The following is a 6,056-nucleotide window of genomic DNA, read 5'->3' as shown; positions in this document are numbered from 1 at the left end:
ACGATTATTAAGTTTACAAACAGTGTCGTCGGAGTGGAGAATTTATTTAGCTAAATTATGTATTTAAACTCATAATTTAGCTAATCAACAGGTCTAGATCTTTTCCTGTTATTCTGATATAGCGAAGAAGGAGCGATTGAATAACGGGAGTTTATCCAGTTATTTCTGCGGGCAAGCTTATTTATCTGCTGTTTAGTTGAACTCATGATTCTAATACGGGGATAAGGAGAGTTCGCCATTGCGGAAAAGTTTGGGCTTCTAGCGGCTAATGCTCGCGAGCACTGTTCACTATTACTAATCATCAGTGCTTCTCACCGGCACCGGGAACCAGCACTAGCACCAGCATGACTCATCGGCACCAGACGTCAGCATGACTCACCAGCACCAGACGTCAGCACGACTCATCAGCGCCAGACATCAGCATGACTTACCAGCACCAGACAGCACTATGGCTCACTATCACTGCTCACCAACACCACTCACAGCAACTCACCAGCACTTTAACCAACTTATCCCTATCGCCACTTCCTAACCTTACTCCCGGATATTTTTCAAATAAAAGATCGCAATCTGCGTGCGGTCGCGAAGGCTGAGCTTGCTGAGGATATCGGTGATGTAGTTCTTGACGGTACCTTCGCTCAGGAATAAGGTACTGGCAATCTCCTTATTGGAGTGACCTTCGGCGATGGAAGCGACGATAGCTTGTTCGGCTTTGGTTAGCCCGTAAGCTTCGAGGTATTGCGCGGGTGTAGTTTCCTGTTGTGCCGCGGGCTTAAGGAAGGTAGCCAGCTTGCGGGCAATATCGGGATGGATGAGCATGTTGCCTTCATGTACAGTTTTGATCCCCTGAATAATGCGGTCCGGCGGAATGTTTTTGAGCAAATATCCCTGCGCTCCGTTCCGCAGAGCCTCGATAATGTATTCGTCATCGTCGAAGGTGGTCAGCATCAGCACTGCAATCGGTGGATAGCTTTCCTTGATTAGTCGCGTGCCTTCAACGCCTCCACAGCCGGGCATACGAATATCCATCAGAACCACATCTGCTGCGAGTCCCCCCGACAGCAGAGTCATTGCTTCATTTCCGTCACCCGCTGTTCCAACTACCTCTATATTGCCGTCCATGCCCAGCAGCACCTTCAGGCTCTCGCGGATAAAAGAATCGTCGTCAACAATCAGAACTTTGATCATAATGTTCAGCAGGCCTCCTTTATTTTTTGATTTCTATGCAAAATCCTCTAGTTGTTTGGGCAAGCACTGATGATGTGCCAAACCTCAGTTTATACAGCTATAGTATTTCAGACTGTTTATATACAGGAAGCCGGGTGATCAGGGTAAACTCCGGTTCCAGCCGGAGCTCCAAGGTGCCCCCGACCAGGGAGGTCCGCTCCTCCATGCCTTTTAGCCCCATGCCACCTCTGTTCTGCAATAAGTTCTTATCATGGGGCAGCAGGCCATTGTTGCTAATTGCCATGGTCACCTCGCTCGGGGAATAGCCGAGCTTGATGGAAATCGCTGTGGCTTTGCCATGTCGCAGCCCATTAGTGATAGCTTCGCGCGCATTTTTATAGAGTACGATTTGCAGGCTTGGGTAGAGCTGAAATGGCATACCTTCCACCTTGTAGGAGGTGACAATACCGGTATCCCGGCCCGTCTCCTCCAGCAGCCGGTCCAGTGCATAAGCACCTTCGAGCTGGGGTGCGTAGTTAATACGCCTAACGGCTGCGCGCATATCATCCAAGCTGGACGAGAGCTGGTCACGAATCTGGACCATGAGGGCCATTCCAGTGTCCGGGGAGGAAGGAAGTGTATGAATGGCTGCTTCCATCATCATTTTAACCCGAATCAGACGGTGTCCAATATCATCATGTAATTGGCGGGCGATTCGTACTCGTTCTTCGGATTGGGCGGTATTCTCAACCTGGGCAGCGAATTGCTGCAGCCGGGTTCGGGCCTCATCCAGCTCGAAATGCCGCTTGCGCAGCTCATCGTAAAGAAACAGAGTTTCGGCTTGGCCATGCATGGCCCGGCGCAACAGTACCATGAGACAAGCAGCCAGCAGGAAGGCGAGATTAATAGAAGCTATCGTAAGCTGAGAGCTGGAATGAAAGGCAGCGTTAAGGGCAATCAAGTGCACCGCAGTAAAGACCGTCGGCACAGACCGCGGCTGAAACTGTGAGTAGAGCAGGAGGGACGACATAGCGGGAAAGATCATCAAAGGGCCGTACTGACTGCACAGCCAAGCTGTTAGTAACATCTCGATACCACTGAGCAATGTCCGAAAGGCCAGAGGCATACGTCCTTCCATCACAACCAGTAACAGAAGAATCAGCAGATGCAAAGTGAATAGCTCGTAATCGGCATATTCCTGTATATGCATCGTTATCAGCGCAGGGATCACAATAAGTCCGTAACGCAGTAATGTTAACTCTCGATTCACGGCGGTGCCTTCCTTTGTCATAGATTCATGTATATGTTCTTCGCTTATTATGTTATTTTCTTTTGTTTATGCTATATAGCATAGCATATGGACTGTGAATTTCAGGAGATGACTTTTGTCACCTTCATAAAGTGACCTTCCGTACCTTACCTTCCATACTTCCCGCGATACAATAAAGCCATAACAGTTTGAACTGACAGGAGAGATGAAGCATGGCACTTGCGGTACTGACTGATGTAGTGAAACGATATGATGGAAAATTGATAGTGGACCACTTGAACGTCAGCATTCAGGAGGGAGAAATTTTTGGCTTGCTAGGTCCGAACGGCGCAGGAAAAAGCACGACCATCAGCATGCTCTGCGGTCTCTTGTCTATGGATGGTGGCAGCATCGAGGTGGACGGAATTTCGGTAACGGCAAATCCCCTTGAGGTGAAACGAAGAATCGGGCTGGTGCCGCAGGATCTTGCACTCTATGATGTCATGACGGCTGCGGAGAATGTGACGTTCTTCGGTAAACTATACGGACTGCGCGGCAAGCTGCTGAAGGAACGTGTGGAAGAGGCACTGGCCTTTACCGGGCTCAGTGATCGGGCGAAGGATAAGCCGTCTTCCTTTTCCGGGGGGATGAAGCGCAGATTGAATATTGCCTGTGCTATTATGCATCGTCCGCGGTTGATTATTATGGATGAGCCGACCGTGGGTATTGATCCCCAGTCACGCAATCATATTCTGGAATCGGTCAAGACGCTGAACCAATTGGGGTCGACGGTGATATATACCAGTCATTACATGGAAGAGGTAGCGGCTATTTGCGACCGGGTAGCGATTATGGATAAAGGCCATATCATCGCTTGCGGAACAGAGAAGGAGCTGCGGGAGAGGGTGGCTCGTGAAGAGAAAATCGTGATCCACGCAAGCAATATCAGCCCTGGACTGATCCAGGAGCTTGGCCTACATCCTCGGGTCAACCGGGTAGAGGTCAAGGAGAATGTTGTGAATATATATCTGCCTTCCTCTCAAGGGGAGCTTCAAGATATTTTGTTTATTTTCGCCAAACACGAAGGAATTATTGCTTCTCTGCATGTCGATGAGCCTAATCTGGAGACGTTGTTCCTGAGCTTGACCGGACGGTCGCTACGGGACTAATGGAGGTGGGGAATAGAATGAATACTTGGACCATTATGACTTATGAGCTGCGCCGCCTGTTCCGCTCGCGTTCGCTCCTGATAAACCAATTTCTGTTACCCCTGGTGCTGATCTTTATTCTGGGAACCTCGTTATCCGGAATGGTAGGTGATCAAGGGGGCCAAACCATTCATCCTGTCCGAGTAGGTGTGGTTAATCAACCGTCTAAGAATTTAGCGGAGTCTTCACTGGTGGATAGCTTTCTCAAAACGCCGGAGCTGCATGATGTGATCATTCCTGCAGCTGTGCCCAGCCGTGAGGCGGCAGAGAGCGGGTTGCGAACTGGAAAATACGGATATGCTGTCATCGTGCCGCCAGATTTTGATCTGAAGGTTGAGCGCGGAGAACAAGCCCGTCTGGAGTTTATCCTTGGCAAGGATCATACCGATAATCTGGTGGCGGGAACCGTGTTCGATAACTTTGTTAATCGTGTTAATGATATGCAGGCGACAGCCCTGATTTTGGGACCGGACAGCTTAGCCGCGTACCCGGCCTCAGGCTCGGACACTCAACCTGTCATCAAAATGAGTAAACTTGGGGCGGATAATGGTTCATATAGCGCCTCCCAGTTCTATGCAGCATCCATGCTGCTGATGTTCCTACTCTACTGTGGATTGACCGTGAATGTATCCTTGTTTAATGAAAAAGAGCAGAATACACTGTATCGATTGGGTTCCATGCCCGTTAAGGGTGCTCAGCTCTTCATTGGAAAAATGCTTGGTGTAGGTGCAGTCGCAATCGTGCAATGTTTGGCTATTATTGGTTTGTCTCACTGGCTGTTCGGGGTATATTGGGGTAACCGTCCGGCCATGCTGCTGCTCTTCTGTCTGCTGATGATTATAGCGTCCATGACCTTGTCTATCGTGGTGTCCATGTTCTTCAAAAGCGGAGCCAGTGCCCGTAGTGTGATCACTTTGCTTACGGTCTGCATGACCTTTCTTAGTGGAGGGATGTCGCCGCTTCCCGACTCCTGGGTTAATTCTGTGGGCAAATTCACGATTAACCACTGGGCGATGCAGTCCATTCTGCGGATGATGCTTCAGGAGAATATATCCAAAATCCTGCCCAATCTGCTCGTGATGTCCTTGATTTGCTTCGTTTTGTTCGGTGCGGCTTTGCTCTCATACCGGAAGGTGGGATATCATGCATAACATCATGACGATTGCCTTAAGCATGGTCAAGCGAACGATTGGCTCCCGGTCCGGGCTACTGATCTATATTGCTCTCCCTTGTATTGTTGTGTCCCTCGTCATTTCCATCATGGGGGGTTACAGCGTTGAAGTCCCTGTGGTGCTGTACGCCAACCAGGATAGCGGTGCAGGTGGTCGCCATGTCATTGCAGAACTTGCTGCTACCGGAGATTACAAACTGGTGCAGACTTCTGGGGAAGCAGAGCTGAAGGCCAAGGTCATCGATCAAAAAGGTGCGGCCGGCCTACTCATACCGTCCGGATATACGGAAGACCTGCTGGCTGGCAAGCAGCCGCAGATCAGCTACTATGAGCTGAAAATCTCAGAGACCTCCATCATGTTCAAACGTAAAGCCGGTGAAATTGCTGAAAGAATGAGCGGCACAGCGGAAGTATTACGGTCTGCGGGTGCAGCCGACAGCATGAAGTCCAGGTTCTCGGCAGTGCTGCAGCAATCAGAGCAACACAATATCGGCAGCAAGCGCACGGATTATAATCTGTATCCGCGGATTGAGCTGTTGAACGTTACGGGGTTCACACTGCTGTTTCTGATGGGGCTTGTGACAAGTTCTGTCTCTATTATTGTCAAAGACCGCAGGGACCACATCATGATGAGAATGTTCAGTGCTCCTGTGCGTGCATACGAGATTGCCATAGGTAATTTTCTGGGTAGCTTTCTGGTCGGGGTAATTCAGATTATTGCTCTGCTGACGGTGACACGTGGGGTGCTGGGTTATAATTTTGGCTTTCCTCTGTATCTGTTCTTCCTGGTTTTAGCTGCTTTTATGCTTGTGTCCATGGGGATTGCTAGCACTGTGTCAGGACTAATCCGCAACCAGAACAACACGGGCATGCTGAATGCCCTTATTCTTACACCGACCTCTATGCTCGGAGGATGCTTCTGGCCGCTCTCTATTATGCCAGGTTACATGCAAAAGATCGCCAACTTTGTACCGCAAAAATGGGCGATGCAAGCGGTCGAGGTTGCCGCCGCAGGAGGTGGCTGGTCCGAATTATGGCTGCCCTTCGCCATCTTGGGTCTTATGGCAGCCATACTGTTAGCGATTGGCTCCGCTACGCTCCGCCCCAATGAGGCGGGAAGCGGAGCGTAGCATGTACTGACAACTCCAAGCCTATAGTTCACTAACCGTTTCTCCCGAGAATAGCTCTTGGGAGAAACGGTTTTTTATTTTGAAGAAACAGGAAATTAAGGGTTTGACTTTTTAGATCTACAAATGTAATA

The 6,056-nt window shown here is 49.7% G+C and carries 5 protein-coding genes; 3 read left to right on the top strand and 2 right to left on the bottom strand.

What is annotated here, in order from left to right; translation table 11 throughout:
* Window positions 1-534: 534 nt before the first annotated feature.
* Together ACFORK_RS28035 and ACFORK_RS28030 are read right to left on the bottom strand one after the other, a co-directional pair.
* Window positions 535-1,188, bottom strand: coding sequence for a response regulator transcription factor (locus ACFORK_RS28035; RefSeq protein ID WP_379205367.1), 654 nt, complete (start codon window positions 1,186-1,188; stop codon window positions 535-537).
* Between the two features lie 97 nt (window positions 1,189-1,285).
* Window positions 1,286-2,458: a sensor histidine kinase gene (locus ACFORK_RS28030; RefSeq protein ID WP_379205365.1), complete on the bottom strand. Its 1,173-nt coding sequence runs from the start codon at window positions 2,456-2,458 to the stop codon at window positions 1,286-1,288.
* 191 nt (window positions 2,459-2,649) lie between these two features.
* On the opposite strand from ACFORK_RS28030, the gene ACFORK_RS28025 reads away from it, so the two are divergent.
* The 3 genes from ACFORK_RS28025 to ACFORK_RS28015 are packed head-to-tail and all read left to right on the top strand — an operon-like array spanning window position 2,650 to window position 5,925.
* Entirely contained in the window at window positions 2,650-3,585 is a 936-nt protein-coding gene (locus ACFORK_RS28025) for an ABC transporter ATP-binding protein (protein ID WP_379205362.1), read from the top strand.
* 17 nt (window positions 3,586-3,602) lie between these two features.
* Window positions 3,603-4,775, top strand: a complete 1,173-nt coding sequence (locus tag ACFORK_RS28020) for an ABC transporter permease (RefSeq protein WP_379205360.1) — start codon at window positions 3,603-3,605, stop codon at window positions 4,773-4,775.
* Window positions 4,768-5,925 carry an ABC transporter permease gene (locus ACFORK_RS28015; RefSeq protein WP_379205357.1) on the top strand — a complete coding sequence of 386 codons (1,158 nt, stop codon included), beginning with the start codon at window positions 4,768-4,770 and terminating at the stop codon, window positions 5,923-5,925. Before ACFORK_RS28020 ends, ACFORK_RS28015 begins: the two co-directional genes overlap by 8 nt.
* Window positions 5,926-6,056 lie beyond the last annotated feature (131 nt).

The organism is Paenibacillus sp. GCM10012306 (assembly GCF_042649265.1).
In the GTDB taxonomy this organism is placed as follows: Bacteria; Bacillota; Bacilli; order Paenibacillales; family Paenibacillaceae; genus Paenibacillus_AQ.
This window is presented reverse-complemented; position numbering and strand designations above follow the sequence as displayed.